This window comes from Streptomyces sp. C1-1, assembly GCF_050214755.1.
In the GTDB taxonomy this organism is placed as follows: domain Bacteria; phylum Actinomycetota; class Actinomycetes; order Streptomycetales; family Streptomycetaceae; genus Streptomyces.
In genome coordinates, this window is sequence record NZ_CP189826.1 from 9,324,199 (window position 1) to 9,340,121 (window position 15,923).

General features: G+C 72.6%; 17 protein-coding genes. 7 read left to right on the top strand and 10 right to left on the bottom strand.

Annotated features, from left to right (window positions below; translation table 11 throughout):
- Positions 1–27: 27 nt before the first annotated feature.
- The 7 genes from ACQF4J_RS42425 to ACQF4J_RS42455 all read right to left on the bottom strand — a co-directional run bounded on the left by ACQF4J_RS42425 (position 28) and on the right by ACQF4J_RS42455 (position 7,477).
- Positions 28–1,392 carry an NAD(P)/FAD-dependent oxidoreductase gene (locus ACQF4J_RS42425; RefSeq protein ID WP_351583395.1) on the bottom strand — a complete coding sequence of 455 codons (1,365 nt, stop codon included), beginning with the start codon at positions 1,390–1,392 and terminating at the stop codon, positions 28–30.
- A gap of 257 nt (positions 1,393–1,649) precedes the next feature.
- Positions 1,650–3,356 carry a PP2C family protein-serine/threonine phosphatase gene (locus tag ACQF4J_RS42430; protein ID WP_351805594.1) on the bottom strand — a complete coding sequence of 569 codons (1,707 nt, stop codon included), beginning with the start codon at positions 3,354–3,356 and terminating at the stop codon, positions 1,650–1,652.
- On the bottom strand, positions 3,353–4,408 hold the full coding sequence (locus tag ACQF4J_RS42435) for a SpoIIE family protein phosphatase (protein ID WP_427168188.1): 1,056 nt from the start codon (positions 4,406–4,408) through the stop codon (positions 3,353–3,355). The genes ACQF4J_RS42430 and ACQF4J_RS42435 overlap by 4 nt, the downstream gene beginning before the upstream one ends.
- Positions 4,408–4,848, bottom strand: coding sequence for an anti-sigma regulatory factor (locus ACQF4J_RS42440; RefSeq protein ID WP_351583404.1), 441 nt, complete (start codon positions 4,846–4,848; stop codon positions 4,408–4,410). The genes ACQF4J_RS42435 and ACQF4J_RS42440 overlap by 1 nt, the downstream gene beginning before the upstream one ends.
- Complete coding sequence (locus tag ACQF4J_RS42445) at positions 4,848–5,267, bottom strand: STAS domain-containing protein (protein WP_351583407.1); 420 nt, start codon at positions 5,265–5,267, stop codon at positions 4,848–4,850. Before ACQF4J_RS42445 ends, ACQF4J_RS42440 begins: the two co-directional genes overlap by 1 nt.
- A complete protein-coding gene (locus ACQF4J_RS42450; protein WP_351583410.1) occupies positions 5,264–6,163 on the bottom strand; it encodes an STAS domain-containing protein in 900 nt (299 codons plus the stop codon). Before ACQF4J_RS42450 ends, ACQF4J_RS42445 begins: the two co-directional genes overlap by 4 nt.
- 126 nt (positions 6,164–6,289) lie before the next feature.
- Positions 6,290–7,477: a PP2C family protein-serine/threonine phosphatase gene (locus tag ACQF4J_RS42455; RefSeq protein ID WP_351583413.1), complete on the bottom strand. Its 1,188-nt coding sequence runs from the start codon at positions 7,475–7,477 to the stop codon at positions 6,290–6,292.
- Positions 7,478–7,609: 132 nt separating this feature from the next.
- Here ACQF4J_RS42455 and ACQF4J_RS42460 point away from each other — a divergent pair, with 132 nt between their 5' ends.
- On the top strand, positions 7,610–8,092 hold the full coding sequence (locus ACQF4J_RS42460) for a MarR family winged helix-turn-helix transcriptional regulator (RefSeq protein WP_351805598.1): 483 nt from the start codon (positions 7,610–7,612) through the stop codon (positions 8,090–8,092).
- An 82-nt stretch (positions 8,093–8,174) separates the two neighbouring features.
- Here ACQF4J_RS42460 and ACQF4J_RS42465 read toward each other — a convergent pair whose 3' ends face one another.
- Positions 8,175–8,546, bottom strand: a complete 372-nt coding sequence (locus ACQF4J_RS42465; RefSeq protein WP_351583419.1) for an STAS domain-containing protein — start codon at positions 8,544–8,546, stop codon at positions 8,175–8,177.
- A gap of 192 nt (positions 8,547–8,738) precedes the next feature.
- Between ACQF4J_RS42465 and ACQF4J_RS42470 the strand changes: the two genes are divergently transcribed.
- The 6 genes from ACQF4J_RS42470 to ACQF4J_RS42495 all read left to right on the top strand — a co-directional run bounded on the left by ACQF4J_RS42470 (position 8,739) and on the right by ACQF4J_RS42495 (position 13,298).
- The gene (locus ACQF4J_RS42470; protein WP_351583422.1) at positions 8,739–9,074 is read left to right on the top strand and encodes an STAS domain-containing protein; all 336 of its coding nucleotides are present in this window, start codon (positions 8,739–8,741) and stop codon (positions 9,072–9,074) included.
- Positions 9,075–9,227: 153 nt separating this feature from the next.
- Complete coding sequence (locus ACQF4J_RS42475; protein WP_351583425.1) at positions 9,228–10,886, top strand: PP2C family protein-serine/threonine phosphatase; 1,659 nt, start codon at positions 9,228–9,230, stop codon at positions 10,884–10,886.
- On the top strand, positions 10,883–11,983 hold the full coding sequence (locus tag ACQF4J_RS42480) for a cobalamin B12-binding domain-containing protein (RefSeq protein ID WP_427168189.1): 1,101 nt from the start codon (positions 10,883–10,885) through the stop codon (positions 11,981–11,983). The genes ACQF4J_RS42475 and ACQF4J_RS42480 overlap by 4 nt, the downstream gene beginning before the upstream one ends.
- Positions 11,980–12,366: an STAS domain-containing protein gene (locus ACQF4J_RS42485; RefSeq protein ID WP_427168190.1), complete on the top strand. Its 387-nt coding sequence runs from the start codon at positions 11,980–11,982 to the stop codon at positions 12,364–12,366. Before ACQF4J_RS42480 ends, ACQF4J_RS42485 begins: the two co-directional genes overlap by 4 nt.
- Before the next feature lie 96 nt (positions 12,367–12,462).
- A complete protein-coding gene (locus tag ACQF4J_RS42490; protein WP_351583434.1) occupies positions 12,463–12,846 on the top strand; it encodes an STAS domain-containing protein in 384 nt (127 codons plus the stop codon).
- Positions 12,843–13,298, top strand: coding sequence for an ATP-binding protein (locus ACQF4J_RS42495; protein ID WP_351583437.1), 456 nt, complete (start codon positions 12,843–12,845; stop codon positions 13,296–13,298). Before ACQF4J_RS42490 ends, ACQF4J_RS42495 begins: the two co-directional genes overlap by 4 nt.
- A 5-nt stretch (positions 13,299–13,303) precedes the next feature.
- Here the strand turns inward: ACQF4J_RS42495 and ACQF4J_RS42500 are convergent, their stop codons facing one another.
- Positions 13,304–13,735 (bottom strand): ATP-binding protein, encoded by a 432-nt coding sequence (locus ACQF4J_RS42500; protein WP_142148757.1) that lies wholly within the window; start codon positions 13,733–13,735, stop codon positions 13,304–13,306.
- A 131-nt stretch (positions 13,736–13,866) separates the two neighbouring features.
- On the bottom strand, positions 13,867–15,774 hold the full coding sequence (locus tag ACQF4J_RS42505) for an AMP-dependent synthetase/ligase (RefSeq protein ID WP_351583440.1): 1,908 nt from the start codon (positions 15,772–15,774) through the stop codon (positions 13,867–13,869).
- Between the last annotated feature and the right edge of the window lie 149 nt (positions 15,775–15,923).

The window sequence follows — 15,923 nt, forward strand, 5'->3', positions numbered from 1 at the left end:
GCCCGCCGGGAAGGCCGGCACCCGCCCTCACTTCTGCTCGGGACGCGAACCCTCGATCTGGGCCCGTACCTGCTCCGGACTCAGGTAGGCGTCGGTGTACTCGAAGTCCTTGAGCTTGGCGGGCCTGCGGGCCTGGAAGCCGGTACGGACGAAGTCGTCGCCCGCGATGGCGTTGAGCGTCCAGTTCGTCGCCACGCGGACCTTCGCCACGTTGGTGCGCAGCGCCGCCCAGTGGTAGCCGCGGGCCGCGAACTGGGCGGGCAGACCGTGCAGTTCGATGCCGAGCGGCTTGGCGACGGCGTCCGTGCCGCCGAGGTCGACGACCAGGCCGAGGTCCTTGTGGTGGTACGGCTGCATCGGCCGGCCCCGCAGCGTGGCGATGATGTTGTCGGCGACCTGCGGGCCCTGCCGCATGGCGTGCTGGGCGGTGGGCGGGCAGATCGCGTCGTCGCCCTGGGCCAGGTCGGGCACCGCGGCGGAGTCGCCGAGCGCGAACACCCCGTCCTCGCCCGGCAGCGACATCTCCGCGGTCACCGCGAGCCGCCCGCGAATCGTTTCCGCGCCGAGCGTGCCGATGAGCGGGCTGGCGACGACGCCGGCGGTCCAGATCAGGGTCCGCGTCGGCACCACCCGGCCGTCGGTGAAGGTGACCTCCTCCGGGCCCGCCTTCTCGACGGAGACACCCAGGGACACGTCGATGCCCCGCCGCGCCAGGATCTTCTGGGCGCTGCGGCCCAGCTTGTCGCCCAGCTCGGGCATCAGCTTGGGCGCGATGTCGATCAGGTGCCACTTGATCAGTGCCGGGTCGATGCGCGGGTAGCGCTTGACGGCGGCGTGCGTGAGCTTCTGCAGACAGGCCGCGGTCTCGGTGCCGGCGTATCCGCCGCCGACGACCACGAACTGCAGCCGGGCGGCGCGCTCGGCCGGGTCCTGGCTGGCGTCGGCCAGGTCCAGCTGCGAGATGACGTGGTCGCGGATGTAGGCGGCCTCGGCGAGGGTCTTCATGCCGAAGGCGTTGTCGGTCAGCCCCGGGATGTCGAAGGTGCGGGTGATGCTGCCGGGCGCCAGCACGATGTAGTCGTAGGGCTCGTTGACGATCTGGTCGGTGATGGTGCGGATGACGCACACCTTCGCCTTCAGGTCGACGCCGATCGCGCCGCCCGGGATGATCCGGGTGCGGTACCGCTTGCTGCGGCGCAGGGAGACGGCGATCGACTGGGGCGTCAGCACCCCGGAGGCGACCTGGGGCAGCAGGGGCAGATACAGCTGGTAGGCGAAGGGCGTCACCAGGGTGACGTCGGCCTCGTCGGGCGCGAGCTTCCGCTCCAGACGGCGCACGCACTCCACGCCGGCGAAACCTGCGCCGACCACCAGGATCCTGGGTCGTGTCACGGTTCTTCATCCCTCTCTGCGGCTCCAGGCGGTCACTTCCAACGCCCTTCGCCTGCCCTGGATCTCTGCTTGCACCACATCGATCCCACCGTGCCTTGAGCCGTACCGCCAGCCGGGCGCGGCAGGCAGACGAACGCGTCGGGACAACCCTGCCCCCGCGGGGGCGGAAACGCACCGGGTGAAAGGTGAAGGAAATGACCGGACCGTGCCGAAGGGAGATGACCGGACCGTGCCGAAGGGAGATGACCGGACCGCGCCTAGACGAAGCCCTCCGTGGTGTGGCACAGCAGCAGGCACACGTCGTCGTCGCGCTCGGAGTCGACGAGCAGGGGGTCGAGGATGCGGTCGGCCGAGCCGTCCAGGTCCCGCTCGAGCTCGTCCGGCCGGAAACCGCCGAGCGACGTCGCCAGGCGCGCTATCCCGGGATCGATCCCCGCGGCCCGCCGTTCGACCAGCCCGTCCGTGTACAGGGCCAGCGTCGACCCGGGCGGGAGGTCCACCGTGTGGTCGTCGATCCGCTGCTGCAGCGGGATGCCCAGCATGGCGCCCGGTTTGGCGTCCAGCGTGTGCACCTGCCCGTCGGGGGTGCGCAGCAGCGGCGGCGGGTGACCTGCGGCGGCCCAGGTGAGAGTGGGCCGGCCGGGCTGGAAACGGGCGATGACGGCGGTGGCGTACAGGTCGGGCTGGAGGTGGTGCAGGAACGTGTGCAGCCGGGTCAGCAGGGTGCCGGGGCTGCCGCCGTCCACGGCGTACGCCCGCAGGGCGGTGCGCAGTTGGCTCATCATCACGGCCGCGTGCAGCCCGTGCCCGGTGACGTCGCCTATGACGGCGATCAGGGAGCCGTCGGGCTGAGGGAAGGCGTCGTACCAGTCGCCGCCGATGTTCAGCCCGTGGGTGGCGGGCAGATAGCGGGCGGCCAGGTGGAGGCCCGGTGTGGCGGGCAGGTCCGTGAGCAGGGCCCGCTGGAGCGTCTCGGCGATGTCGCGGTTGCGCTCGAAGCGCCGGGCGTTGTCGATCGCGATGCTGGCGCGCCGGGCGAACTCGATGAGCATGACCGCGTCGTCCGGCTCCCAGCGGTCGCCGGGCGGTGTCAGGGTCAGGACGCCCAGCGGCGCCCTGCGGGTGGGCAACGGCAGGCACAGCAGCGGCTGTTCGGGGTCGAGCGCCGAGGGCGGCTGGTCGTCGACGCCGGGCAGGAGGCCCGGCTCGCGGGCCGCGTACTGAGGGCGTCCGGTACGGGCCGCGAGGACGGCGACGGCCGGACGCGGCCCCGGGGGGCGCCGGTCGTCGCCGCCGTCGAAGAGCCAGACGTCGACGCTGCGGGCGTACTCCGGCACCAGCAGTTCCGGAAGCCGGCGCACGATCTCGTCGTGGTTGAGGGAAGAGGTGAGGGCGGCGCTGGCGTCGGCCAGGAACGTCAGGCGCCGGCGGGCGCTCTCGGCCTCCTGACGGGCCCTGCGCTCGGCCGCGAAGGCCTTCTGCTGGGCCTGCCCGGCGGCGTCGAGTTCCGCGTGCAGGGCCAGCACACCCTGGTTGGTCTGGTGCAGTTCCTCCCGGTGGAAGGCGACCAGCTGCTCCTGCTCGGTGAGCTTGGCCAGCAGCAGCGCCGTGTCCTCGTCGGCGCCCATCAGCGACTCGGCCAGATCCGCCGGGGACCCGGCCGCGACCCCGTCGTCCGCGACCGGCTGCGCGGCGCAGGCGACGGCCGTCCGCCACGGCGGATGCTCGGCGGGATGCGAGGAGGTGACCGTGACGTGCAGCTGCGCCTGTTCGGCGGCGGTGACGTGCAGCGTCAGCCGCCAGGAGCCGCCCTTGGCCAGGCACTGCCGCAGCCGCGCGCTGAGCGCCGTCGTCAGCCGGGTGCGTTCGAGCGGCGTCAGACCGTACGCCGCGGCGAGGCGGGCGGTGGCGATGCGGGCCTGGGCCGCGTCGGTGACGGTGTCGATCCGCCAGGTGCGCTTCATCGGCCCTCCCGCGGTGCCGGTGACAGAACGGCCACGGTGGTGTCGTCGCGGGGCGGCCGGGCGGCGCTGCCGCTGTCGCGGAGGGTGACCGCGGCCATGACGGCCGGGTCGGCCGACAGCAGGTCCGGTGCGGACGGCGGTGTGCGGCGGCCGGGGAGGCCGTCGCTGTGCAGGAGCAGCACCCGGTCGCCGCCCCAGCGCCGTTGCCGGTCGACGAGGGTTTTGGGCCGGTGGACGCCGACGATGCCGGGGTGGGACAGCAGGCAGTGCCAGGCGCCGTCCTCCCACAGCCAGGCGCTCGCGTTCCCGAGCCCGGCGAAGCGGAGCGTCCCGGCGACGGTGTCGACCTGGGCGACGGCCACGGCCGCGCCCCGGGTGCCGCGCAGGTCGGCGTCGAGCCGGCCCAGGGCCTTTGCCGGAGACAGGTGGGCCGACCGCCGCAGCGCGTCGACCGCCGCCGTGGAGGCGTGGGCGGCCAGGGGGCCGTGCCCGAGGCCGTCGGCCAGCATCAGCGTCACCCGGTCACCGGACCGGACGCAGGTCCAGGCGTCGCCGGAGTGCTCGGCCCCGCCGTAGGGGAGGTTCACCCCGCCGGCCCGCACCCCGCAGGCCGAGGGCGCGGCGCCGCGCGCGCCGGGACCGATTCGGGCCAGTGCCACCGTGCCCCGGCCGGGTGTGCTGTGCAGGGCGAATGTGTCTGCGACGCGCCGGCAGGTGCCCAGACCCGCGCCCAGCGACCTGGCCGTCGTGAAGCCGTCGTCGAGGGCGGCCGGTACGTCGGCGATGCCGGGCCCGTGATCCAGCGCCGTGATCTGCACGAACCGGGTCGGGCCGCCGCCCTCCACCGGTTCCGGGGGAGGGACGACGTCGAGGAGCAGCCGTCCTCCGTCGGCGTGCTTGAGCAGGTTGGTGGCCAGTTCGGTGGCCACCAGCGCGGCGTCCGCCGTCCGGGTCTCGTCGAGTCCGGCCGCGTCCGCGGCCTCCGCCACGGCCAGCCGGGCGTCGCGCAGCCGGGTGGGGTCGTGGACCGGCACGTCCCATACGCGTGGCATCACGGGCCTCCGCAGGGACGGGGCGGAGGCGTGACCCAGCAGACGACCGTGACCTTCGTGCCCGACCCGGGTGCGCTGTCGACGGCGAACTCGTGCACCAGGCGCCGTGCGCCGCCCAGGCCCATGCCCAGTCCGCCGCCCGAGGTGTAACCGTCGGCCAGCGCCCGCTCCAGGTCGGCGATGCCGGGCCCTTCGTCGGAGAAGACCAGTCGGAGGCCGTGTGCCTGTCCGCGGGTCACCGCCGCCGATTCCATGCGGCCGCCGCCACCGTGCACGAGCGTGTTGCGGGCCAGCTCACTGGCGGCCGTGACCAGCTTGGTCTGCGCCACCAGACCGAAGCCGAGCCGAGCGGCGGCCTGTCGTACATGCTGGCGCACCCAGGCCAGATCCATCTCCGAGTGGATCGGCAGGCTCGCCTCGACGGCCGTGGACGAGGGCATCAACCGTGCTCCTGGGGCAACCTGCCGCGGCCGACCGCCGGGTGGTGGTGCGTCAGCAGTTCCACGGCCGCCTCGGTGGTGAGGGCCGTGCGCAGCCCCGGCAGGGTCAGCCCCAGCTCCACCAGGGTGATCGCGACCGCCGGCCGCATGCCCGCCACCACCGTCCGGGCGGCCAGCAGCGAGGCGTTGGCCGCGATCTCGGCCAGCACCCGGCCGAGGAAGGAGTCGACGATCTCGACGGCGGAGATGTCGATCACCACTCCGGTGACCCCGCTGCTCGCGACGGCCTCGCAGATGTCCTGCTGGAGCCGCTGCGCGTCGCTGTCGTGCAGGTCGCCCTGGAGGGTGACCAGGAGGACCTCGCCCAGGCGGAGTACCGGCACATGGCTCGTGACGCCGTGCTGGAGTCGGTCGCTCATCGCGCCCCCGCACCTCCGGGCGCCGGTGCGACGATGCCCACGCCGAGCTCGTTCAGCGCGTAGGCCAGCGCGTCGGCGAGGCCGGCCCGGGTGATCACCGTGCCGAGGTCCAGGCCGAGATGGACGATGGTCTGCGCGATCGCGGGGCGGATGCCCGACACGACGCACTCCGCGCCCATCAGGCGGGCGGCCGCCACCGTCTTCATCAGGTGCTGGGCCACCAGCGAGTCCACCGTCGGCACGCCGGTGATGTCGAGGATCGCGAAACGCGCGTGCTGCTCGACGATGGCCTCCAGCAGTGTCTCCATCACCACCTGGCTGCGCGCGCTGTCGAGCGTCCCGATCAGCGGTACGGCCACGACGCCGTCCCACAGCCTGATCACCGGGGTCGCCACCTCCAGCAGCTGGAGCTGCTGCCGCTCTATGAGCGCCTGCCCCTCGGACAGGGCGGTGTCCAGGACGACCAGCCGCAGCGTCCCCATCAGGACCGTCAGCGCGGTCGCGTACTCCCGGACCTCGTCGGCGGGCAGGTCCGCGCACTCCTCGACGAGCAGACTCGCCACGGGCGGGCGCAGGGCCTCCACCTCGCCCGACACCTGTGCCATGGAGGCCCCGGCGCGCGAACGTGCGGCGGCCATACGCGCCAGCTGTTCCCGTACGACGACGAAGCCGGTGGCGTCCGTGTCGTGCACGCGTTCCGACTCGGCCACCCGGGCAAGTGCTTCGGCGACCGCCCGCGCCGCCTCCACGGCCTCGTCCCGCGAGACCGTGAACACGCTGCGGAACAGGGGTTCGTCGGCCCAGCGCTGGGCGATGCGTTCGCGATGGCGGTACAGGAACTCCCCGACCTGCCGAGCCGACGTTCCCTGACTTACTGCCGCTTGGTGTTCCGGCACCTGCTCTCTCCTCTTCCGAGTCGTCCGCGTTGCGTGGACCGCGGCGGCCGCAGAACGGCCGGGGCGACGCAAACCATTGCCGGGCGACAACTGTAACGAGCCCGTGTCGTTACAGAAGTCCGGGGCTCACACGCCCGTCGGCTGCTTGCCGAACCAGTCCAGACAGACCACCAGCGCGTCGTCGTCCGGTTCCGGCCGGCCACGATGGCCGCTGAGCTCCCGCAGAACCGCGGCCGGCACATCGGCGGCCGGCAGCAGCCTCGTGGCCGTGACGGCCCGGGTCAGGGCGCGCTCTCCGTACGGTTCACCGCCCGGAGCGGCGACCGCGTGCACCCCGTCGCTGACGAACAGCAGACGGTCGCCCGGCCGCAGCCGGAACTCCTGCGCCGTGTAGTCGGTCTCCTCGAACATGCCGAGCGGGAGCTGCGCCTCGAGCGGGACGGGTGTCACCGCTCCGTCCCGCAGGCGCAGCATCCGCGGCGATCCCGCGTCCACCACCCGCACGCGTCCGGAGGACAGTTCGAGGTCCACCAGCAGGACGGACAGGTGTGCCTGGCCCCGGTACCGGGCGTACACCGCCTGGTCGGCCAGAGCGGCCTGGTCGGCGATCGGGATGCCGGCCCGGCGCGCATTGCGCAGGGCGTTGATCCCCAGACTGGTCAGCAGCGAGGCCTCCATGCCCTCGCCCATGCCGTTGGTGACGTACAGCAGCAGCCGGTCGGCCGACACCGACCAGTCGAAGTTGTCACCGAAGATCGCGTAGGCGGGCTCCAGCTGGGCCCCGAGGGCGTACTCCGGCCCGGCGGAGGAGCGAGCCGGCAGCAACTGCCACTGCATCTCCGCGGCGAGCGTGAGCCGGTTCCTGCGCCGGGCCCGCCGGTAGACGTCGGTGTCGCGTTCGGCCACCAGCACCTCGTGCCCCAGGATTTGGGCCAGCTCGGTCAGTTCCGCCATGTCGGCCTCGGGCCGCGCGCCGGGCGGCAGCGTGACGCTGAGCACGCCCAGCCGGTCGCCGCGCACGGTGACGGGCAGGTGCATCCAGGCCCGCCCGGCGTCGTCCTCCATCACGAAGGGCTGCTGGGCCCCGAACGCGCGTCCCGCCGCGCTGCCGTGGACGGGCACCGCCTGGGCGGGGTCCGCCGTCGCGGACACGGGCTGCAGCACTTTCAGCCCGTAGTCCACCATGAGGAACTCCACGTTCTCGGCGCCGTACTGACCGCACAGCACTTCGCGGACGGTCGCCGCCAGTCGGTGCGGAGCCGCGGTGCGCAGGGCGCGCCCGGCGGCCACGAGTCTGTTCACGTCGTCCGTCATGCCATTCCGTGCGAGAGCGCGCCGTCGCGTCCGTGACGCCGCGAGGGCGTCACCCGTTCCCTGCGGACCGCGCCCGGTCCCGTGCGCCGCGCACCTGGGCGGGCTGACAGCGGCGGGCAAGCCTGAGAAGGTGTGCGGGTGACGATCTCGCACCCGCGCCCGGAGCCCCAGGAGGTGGCGCGTGTGACCTCCGAGGCGGCCGAGCTTCTTGAGGTCCTGTGGGGCCGGGCCTCGACGGCACCGGTCTCCGCCTCCCAGCTGCGTGTCCTGTTCATCCTGGAGCACAACGAAGGCATCAACCTGCGTACGCTCGCGGACGCGCTGGGCTCGACCCCGCCGTCGACCAGCCGGCTGTGCGACCGGCTGCAGGCCGTGGGGTTCGTCGAGCGCAGGGCCGCCACCGCCAGCCGACGGGAGCTCGAGCTGTATCTCAGCCGCCGCGGCCGGGCGTTCCTGACCGGCCTGCGGGTCCGTCGCGAGAGCGCACTGCAGTCCGTCCTGGAACAGATGCCGGCCGCCCGGCGATCCGCCCTGCTGAGGGGGCTGGAGGCCTTCTGTGCCGCCGCGGCGGCACAGATCCACGACGACGGCGAGTCCGCCGCCGTCACCGCCTGACCCCGTCTCATCCCGATCTCTCCCGCCCACGTGCGAGCCCACTCTCTTGCCTGCACCCACAGTTGTCAAACGGCAACAGTTGTCAGGACTGCGGCTGGTCGACCAGGGCAAGGGCCTCCTCCGTGCTCTCCGACACCGGGACTGTGATGCTGACTCCGGTGAGGTCGAGAATCCGCCGCACCGCGGGCGTCGGCGCGATGATGTGCACACTGCCGGGCAGCTCACGGGCCTGCTGGTAGACGCGGAGAATGATGTTCATCCCGGACGAGTCCATGAACGGCACCTCCGAGAGATCGAGCAGGAAGTGCCGGCGACCGTGATGCAGCTGGTTGGCGAGATGGTGCTGGAACTCGGTCGCGGTGTCGGCGTCCAAGTAACCCTGCACCGTGATCAGGGCCACATCCTCACGGGGCAGGCTGACCTCGACGGACAGGGGATTGTGGGCAACGGACACGTCTACCTCCAACAACAGCGCGTACTACGGCGAGCGGTGTGCACCGCGGAACCGCGATTACCCCTGAATGCCCACGTCATGCCTCGCATCCTCATGAGCCGTTCGACGCGCGGCTCCGCCACGTGACACGGTGGAGCCGCCCAGCGGCCGTCGCGACGGCCACCAACCCCCATGGAGAGGGGGCCCGAAACAATGGGCACTCGTGTCTCACTGAGCCCCGGCGGTCGCACCGCCACCCTGACCGTGGACAGCGACATCGACGACCGTGCGCGGCCCGCCATCGAGAGCGCCGCGGCCCGGCTGCCGCTCACTGTCCGGCATCTCACCCTCGACCTCGCCCGCGTCGACTTCGTCGACTCGTCGCTGCTCCACCTCCTGCGCACCGTCGACCACTCCGTCGCCGGACGCGGCGGCCTGCTGCGCGTCGCCGGCCTGCGGCCCCAGCCGTCCAGGCTGCTCGCACTCGCCGCCGACCTGTGGCCCGAGGTCCGCTGGGAGTCCTACGCGGCCGCCGCCGGGCCGAACTGATCCCTCCGGGACGCCGCCGACCGCCACCCATGTCCCCTTCCGGGTGGTTTCCCCGTGGCCCCTTGCCGTCACGGCGTCACTCGGGAGAGAGTTGTCGGAAGGAAACAGTCCTCGTCCCGGAAGGCGGTGGGCGCGCCACCGCGTGCCTTGCTTGTGGACACATCCCAGCACTCTCTCGCAGGCCCGCGCGACGCCCCACCGGGCGGGGCCTGGGGTGCCGCGCCCTATCCCGTACTGGTCGCCGACCCGCAGGGCGGTGTCGTCGGCCTGAATCCGGCCGCCGCCGCACTGCTGCCGACGGCCGCGATCGGAACGCGCCTCGCGGACGTCGCGCCGGCCTGGATCGCGAGCGCCCACGAGCGTCTGCCCCCCGATCCGCACAGCGGGGACGCCGCCGGTTCGGTGGCGCACGGCTGTCTCGGCGACCGCGTCTTCCGCGGCCGCCCCACCCTTATGGACGACGGCAACGTGATGTGGTGGCTGGTCGACGACACCGACCGCCGCAAGGCCGAGGTCAGCCTCGACGAGGAGCGCCGGCGCACCACGTTCCTGGCCGCCGCCTCCAGCGCGCTGCTCGCCTCACTGAACCTCGAACGGTGCATGGAGGTCACCGCCTCCCTCGCCGCCGAGCACCTCGCGGACGCGGCGGTCGTGGTGGCCCCGGCCAGAGGCGGCAGGTTCCCCGTCACGCACTCCGGTGCCGACGGCCGGATCGTCCACCGGCTGGTGGAGGCCGAGCCGACCGGCGTCCCCGGGCTCGGCGAAGCCCTCCGCGGCTTCCCCCCGGTGCCCTCGCGCTGGATAGACCCCGCCGGCATCCCCGCCTGGCTGGTGCCCGAGGACCTGCCCGGCGTCGGCTCGGCCGTGGTGACCCCGCTGCCGGGACACGGGGTGCCGGCCGGCGCCCTGATCCTCCTGCGCGCGGGCGACCGGCAGGCCTTCTCGGAGAGCGAGGAGATCTTCGCCCGGCTCTTCGCGGCCCGGGCCGGAGCGGCGATGTCCGCGGCCCGCATGTACGCGGAGCAGGCGGCCATCACCAGGACCCTGATGCGCGACCTGCTGCCGCCAACCCTCAGGGCCGTGCACGGAGTCGAGTACGCGGGGGCCTACCGGCCGTCCGCGGAGAGCGACCGGGTGGGCGGCGACTTCTACGACGTCCACCCCGGCACGGACGCCGACGGGGAGACGATGGTCGTGCTGGGCGACGTGTGCGGCAAGGGCCTGGAAGCCGCCGTACTGACCGGGAAGATCCGCAACACGCTGCAGGCGCTGCTGCCGCTCGCCGACGACCACCAGCGGCTGCTGGAGCTGCTCAACGGCGCCCTGATCAACTCCCATCACACCCGGTTCGCCACCCTGCTGCTGGCCTCCGTGCGCCGCGCCGGGCGGACGGTGCACCTGCGGGTCACCAGCGGCGGGCACCCGCCGCCGCTGGTCGTCCGCGCCGACGGCCGGGTGGAGCGCGTGGAGACGCGCGGCTCACTGGTCGGGGTCTTCTGGAACATCACCTCGACCACCGCGCACGTCGAACTCGCCCCGGGGGAGACCTGCCTGATGTTCACGGACGGGGTGACCGAGGCCCGGGGCGGCCCGCTCGGCGACGAGATGTTCGGCCACGAGCGGGTCGAGGAGGCGCTCGCCCACTGCGCGGGCATGCCCGCCGAAGCCGTGGTCGACCATGTGCGGATGCTGGCCGAGCAGTGGGTCGGCCACGGAACGCACGACGACATGGCCCTGGTGGCAGTGACCGCTCCCCGCCACGCCCACCTGAGCGCGGTGGACGGCCACACCCGGGGAAGGTACACGGCATGACCGCTGTCAGCGCCACGCGCCCCGGCCTCACCGCCGTCCGCGACCGACTGTGGACCGCGGTCCGGGCCGGCGACGAGTACGAGGCCTGCGCCACCGTCCTCCACGCCGTCGAGTCCGGCCTGGACGCCGAAACGGCACTGCTGGACGTGATTGCCGCGGTCCAACTGCGGGTGGGCACGGAATGGGCGGCGAACCGGCTCACCGTGGCCCAGGAACACGCGGCCACGGCCATCCACGAACGGGTCGTGGCCGCCCTCGCCCACCACCCCGAGCACCGCGGTTCCGCCCCGAGCCGGTCCCGGATCACCGTGGCCTGCGTGGACGGAGAGTGGCACGCGCTGCCGGCCAGGCTCCTCGCCGAGGTGCTGCGCCGGCGCGGCTGGCAGGTCGACTTCCTCGGCGCGCAGGTGCCCACGCCCCACCTGATCGCACATCTGCACCAGACGGGCTCGCGGGTCGTGGCCCTGTCCGCCACGCTCTCCCCCCATCTGCCCACGGCACACGCGGCGATCACGGCCTGCCAGGCGGTCGGGGTGCCGGTCGTCGCGGGCGGCGCGGCCTTCGGGGCCGACGGGCGCCACGCCCGCGCCCTGGGCGCCGACGCCTGGGCCGCCCACGCCCGCGAGGCCGCCGGAGTACTCGACCGGGGGCTCGCCCGGCCGGACCCGCTGGCCGTCCGGCAGACCGTCGACGACCTGCCCCACCTGACCGACCAGGAGTACACCATGGTGGTCGGCACCCGGCGGGAGCTGCTCAAGGAGACCCTCGTGGGGCTGGAGGAGCGCTTCCCGCCGATGCGCGCCTACAGCGACCGGCAGCGGCAGCGCACGGCCGAGGACATCGGCCACGTCCTCGACCATCTCGCGGCGGCGCTGTACGTGGACGACGAGGACCTGTTCCGCGATTTCATCGCCTGGACGGCCGACGTCCTGACGGCCCGCGACGTGCCCGGGCGCTCGCTGGACCCGGCGCTCGAGCTGATCGGCCGCCGGCTGAAGGACTTCCCCCGCGCCACCCGCATTCTCCGAGCGGCACGGGAAACGCTCGCCACACACCTGTCGGCACCGAGGAAGCCAGGAGACGGACAGCACGTATGACGAACCCTCACCCACCGCTGTTCGGCCTCGAGGTCGACCATGCACCCGACGGCGTGGTGGTGCGTGTCGAAGGCGACCTCGACTACGAGACGCACCGTGAACTCGTGGACAAGGTCACGCCGTTGTTCGCCCCCGGCGACGCGGCGCGGCACCGGCCCGCCGAGGTGGTGCGCCTCGATTTCGCCGGCCTGCGCTGCGTCGACTCCTCCGGCCTGTCCGCCCTGCTGCTGCTTCGGCGCCGCGCCGACGAAGCGGGCGTGCGTCTCCTCCTGCAGGCGCGCCCCCTCGCCTTGGAACGAGTCCTGGTGATGACCGGCACACTCGGCCATCTCACCGCCCATGAGCAGGACTCCGACGGTCAGGGGCGTCCGGGGACGGGCTGAGTCCGGTGCCGCCGGAAAGTCGTGTCGAATGCGATCGGGCGGGCCGGGTAACTGCTCGTGTGAAGCAAGCGGCAGAGATCGGGGAAGGGACGTCGTATGTCCGACGAGCGGTGTCCTGCCGTCGTCCAGCAGCACGTACGAGAGGGAGAACAGGACGTCACCGTCGTGAGGGTGCGCGGTGACGTCGACGTCGACAGCGCCCCGCGACTCGCGCAGGCGCTGAACGCGGCGGAGCGGGCGTCGTCCGTGCGCACGGTCGTCGACCTCTCGGCCACCGAGTTCGCCGATTCCGCCATCCTGCATGTGCTGCTGGAGGCGCAGCAGGCCCACCTGGCGAGCGGCAGGCCGCTGGTAGTGGCGGGACCGCTGAACGAAAGCATCGAAAGGCTGTTTGAAGTGACAGGCACCGCGAGGTTCTTCGTCCTCGCCCCGGACGTCCGGTCGGCTGTGGAGATGCCCTGGGCAGTGACGGAACGGTGAGCCGGCCCGACCAGACGGCCGAGGGGAACGGCGGCATGCCGGGCGGGACACTGGCCGCGCCGCACGTGACGACCGCGGCCGCGGCACGCGAGTACGCCCGGTCGGTGGTGCGGCAGCAGTGGGACACGGCATCGCGCACGGCACGGGAAGAGGACGTCGTCGACCTGCTCCTCGTCGTGTCCGAGCTGGTCACCAACGCCATCCGGCACGGCGACGGACTGGCGGCCTTCGAGATCGCCGTCACCGCCGACGGGGTCCGGCTCGCCGTGCACGACAACAGCGACGAGATCCCGGAAGTCGCCTACGGTTCCGGGGCCCTGCCGGTGGGCCACCACGGCAACGGCTACGGCTGGCCGCTCATCATCCGCCTGGCGCGCGAGATCGTCATCGACCGGCGCGGCGCAGGGGGCAAGACGATCAGCGTGCTGGTGCCGCTGCGCGCCCTGCCGTAACGCTCTCACCAGGGCAGGAAGACGTGGATGTCCTTCCCGGCGTCGTTGGTGACGACGCTGACCTGGCTGCACAGCGCATGTACGAGGTGCCAGCCGACCCCGCCGCTGCCGTCCCGGTGGAAGGGGCGCGGGGCCGGGGGAGTGCTGCTGGTGTCGTGGACGACGAGATGCACCCCGTCGAAGGTCGGGCGCAGCCGGATCTCGATGGGCCCGGGCGCGTACTGGACCGCGTTGGCCGTGAGTTCCGTGACGACGAGCAGTATGTCGTCCCAGTGCTCCGGCGCGGTCGGTGGAGTGACCTGGGCGAGATCGTCGAGGAACTGCTCCGCGTCGAGACGGGCGTCCGTCACATTGTGGAGCTCGCCCGGATAGCGCGCGACGCGCTCCGGCATGTTGCCGGAGACCGGACTTCCGTGCCAACGGTGATCGGTTGCCATCTCGCCTTCCCGCTCGGCGGTCACGTCACTGCCCCGCCCCTGTGTCCCTGTCGTTACCTGGTTCCCGAGTGCGCGACGGCTACGCGTACCGAAACCGGCGGGCCGTGACGAACACCGTACGTCACGGCCGCTCATCGGAACACGTTGTCGGTCTCGTCCCAGCTCGACAGCTCGTCCGGCACGGTCTGCCGCGCAGGTCGCGAGCGGGCCTGGTACATGGCGTCGATCTCGAAGGCGTAGTGCCGCACGATGGCGTCCCGGCGCAGCTTCATGGACGGGGTCATCAGACCGTTGGCCATGTCGAACTGTTCCGGCAGCACCCGGAAGACCCGGATCGACTCCGAGCGTGAGACGGCACTGTTGGCGGCGGCCACGGCCCGCCCGATCTCCTCCCGCAGCGCGTTCTCCTCACGGGCCTGGTGGCTCGGCATGTCGCTCTGCAACGACAGAGACCCCCGCCAGTACGCCAGGAACTTCGGGTCCAGGGTGATCAGCGCCCCCACACAGGGCCGGTTGTCCCCGACGACGACGGCCTGGTGGATCAGCGGATGCATCCTCAGCCGCTGCTCCAGGGCGGCCGGCGCGACGTTCTTGCCGCTGCTGGTGACGATGATGTCCTTCTTGCGACCTGTGATCGTCAGATAACCGTCCGAGTCGAGCCGCCCGAGGTCCCCGGTGGCCAGCCAGCCGCCGCGCAGCACGGACCGGGTCGCCGCCTCGGCGTTGATGTACCCCTGGAACACCGACGGACCGCGCACCAGGATCTCGCCGTCGTCGGCGACGATGATGTCGGTGCCCGGCAGGGCCTGCCCGACGGTGCCCGACATCTCCCGGCCCAGCGGCTGCGCGGTGACGCCGCCGGCCGCCTCGGTGAGGCCGTACCCGTCGTTGACGTAGATGCCGATGCCCTCGTAGAAGAGGGAGAGCTCCCGGCTGAGGGACGAGCCGCCGGACGTCGCCCGCCGCACCCGGCCGCCGAGCGCGGCGCGCAGCTTGCGGTACACCGTCCGCTCGAACAGGGCGTGCTGCAGCCGCAGGTCGAACCCCGGACCGGAACCGCCGCCCAGCCGCTGCCGCTCCAGCGCCGCGGCGAAGTCCCGCGCCGTGTCCGCGGCCCGCTCGAACAGCGCCCCGCGGCCGGCCTCCTGGGCGGCGCGCAGGAAGTTCTTGTAGATCTTCTCCAGCAAGGAGGGGACGGCGCACAGGTACGAGGGCCGGAAGGTGCGCAGCGACGCGGCCAGGGCCTCCTCGCTCATGTCCGGCTCGTGCGCCATCAGCATGCCGCCGCGCACGCACAGCGTCTGCACCAGCAGGCCGTAGACGTGGGAGAAGGGCAGGAAGGCCAGGACCGACGCCTGCCGCTCGCCGGGCGGGACCACGGTGTGGCCCCAGCCGGTCAGCAGCGTGTCGCAGGCGCTCGCCAGGTTGCGGTGGCTCAGCGCGCAGCCCAGCGCCCGTCCCGTGGTGCCGGAGGTGTAGCTGATGGCCGCCGCGGAGTCCGGCAGCACGATGCGCCGCAGCGACTCGACCGTGGCCAGCGGGATGAACCGGCCCCGCTCGACCAGGTCGTCCATGGCCCCGGCGTCCAGCTGCCAGACGTGGCGCAGCCGCGGCAGCTGACCGCACACCGAGCCGACGGTCATCACCGCCTGCTCGTCCTCCACCACCACGGCCACGCAGCCCGCGTCCCTGAGGACCCATTCCACCTGTTCGCGCGAGGAGGTCGGGTACAACGGCACGACCTCGGCGCCCACCGTCCACAGGGCGTGGCTGAGCACCGTCCACTCGTAGCGGGTCCGCGCCATGATCGCCACGCGGTGGCCCGGCGAGATCCCGGACGCCACCAGCCCCTTGGCCAGATCCACGACCTCGTCGCGCACCTCCACGGCGGTCACCTCCTCCCACGTGCTGGAGGCGGGGTCGGCCCGGCGGGCGAGAAGCGGAAGGGTGGGATCGAGGGCCGCCGCGTCGAAGATGCTGTCGGCCAGCCCGCCGGTCAGGGGGGAAACGGTGGTGGGAGCGAGGGCGACGTCGCGCATGCGCTGCTCCTGAGCTGTACGGAGGGTGACCATGCCGACGGGTTCCGTTGTCGGCGGTGCTCGAATCTAGCTCAGGTGCGTGCGGATGGTGACCGGAACGTGCGAAGTTGCGGACCCGTGATGATCTGGTGGCGATCGGGGGACTCGGC

Bases quoted from the DNA above. Each gene is read 5' to 3' on its own strand.
- ACQF4J_RS42430 (WP_351805594.1), bottom strand. From the start codon at position 3,356: ATGAAGCGCACCTGGCGGATCGACACCGTCACCGACGCGGCCCAGGCC.
- ACQF4J_RS42435 (WP_427168188.1), bottom strand. From the start codon at position 4,408: ATGCCACGCGTATGGGACGTGCCGGTCCACGACCCCACCCGGCTGCGC.
- ACQF4J_RS42440 (WP_351583404.1), bottom strand. From the start codon at position 4,848: ATGCCCTCGTCCACGGCCGTCGAGGCGAGCCTGCCGATCCACTCGGAG.
- ACQF4J_RS42445 (WP_351583407.1), bottom strand. From the start codon at position 5,267: ATGAGCGACCGACTCCAGCACGGCGTCACGAGCCATGTGCCGGTACTC.
- ACQF4J_RS42455 (WP_351583413.1), bottom strand. From the start codon at position 7,477: ATGACGGACGACGTGAACAGACTCGTGGCCGCCGGGCGCGCCCTGCGC.
- ACQF4J_RS42470 (WP_351583422.1), top strand. From the start codon at position 8,739: ATGGGCACTCGTGTCTCACTGAGCCCCGGCGGTCGCACCGCCACCCTG.
- ACQF4J_RS42480 (WP_427168189.1), top strand. From the start codon at position 10,883: ATGACCGCTGTCAGCGCCACGCGCCCCGGCCTCACCGCCGTCCGCGAC.
- ACQF4J_RS42485 (WP_427168190.1), top strand. From the start codon at position 11,980: ATGACGAACCCTCACCCACCGCTGTTCGGCCTCGAGGTCGACCATGCA.
- ACQF4J_RS42490 (WP_351583434.1), top strand. From the start codon at position 12,463: ATGTCCGACGAGCGGTGTCCTGCCGTCGTCCAGCAGCACGTACGAGAG.
- ACQF4J_RS42500 (WP_142148757.1), bottom strand. From the start codon at position 13,735: ATGGCAACCGATCACCGTTGGCACGGAAGTCCGGTCTCCGGCAACATG.
- ACQF4J_RS42505 (WP_351583440.1), bottom strand. From the start codon at position 15,774: ATGCGCGACGTCGCCCTCGCTCCCACCACCGTTTCCCCCCTGACCGGC.